Source organism: Vibrio sp. ZOR0018 (genome assembly GCF_963865925.1).
Taxonomy (GTDB): Bacteria; Pseudomonadota; Gammaproteobacteria; order Enterobacterales; family Vibrionaceae; genus Vibrio; species Vibrio anguillarum.
In genome coordinates, this window is the sequence record NZ_CAWMCN010000126.1 from 1 (window position 1) to 509 (window position 509).

Genomic DNA, 509 nt, shown 5'->3' on the forward strand with positions numbered 1-509 from the left:
TCTAAATGCTGTCTCTTGATCACAAGTCCTGTTCAAGAGACAGAGCGAGTTCGTAGCCTTCAAGGATGACTTGTAGTTTGAGCCATCCTTCCCAGAGCGTTTTAACTGACGCTCTTCCATTTCTTTTACTGTCTTTCCAACCGCCAAGCCGTGCGAGATGTTCATAAGCCCATTTTGCTGTGGGAACTTCCTCTGGAAGCGGCGTCTTTATTCTTTTCACCCAAAGCAGCTTCCAGACCCTTGAAGACAAGATTTTCTCACAGCTGATATCTTCAACTTGCTCATTGGCAAATTTTAACTGGAAGAGCCTTACGGCTAAAAAGGCAAAAATAGCCACTAATCTATCTAAGTTGCCTTTACTCTGTACCCGAAGCCCTTCAACTCCGGTTCCTTCGCTCTTCCAGACCTTGTGATATTCCTCAATTAGCCAACGTTTCTCGTAATACGTGATAATTTTCAAAGCCTCTTCCGCACTGTTTACGGGTTCATTCGTCAGAATGTGCCAGTTC

At 44.6% G+C, this 509-nt stretch carries 1 protein-coding gene; it reads right to left on the reverse strand.

The window, feature by feature from the left end; genetic code table 11:
- Nucleotides 1-19: 19 nt before the first annotated feature.
- A partial coding sequence (locus AACR75_RS15950) for an IS4 family transposase (protein WP_047691010.1) occupies nt 20-509 on the reverse strand: 490 nt, incomplete at its 5' end.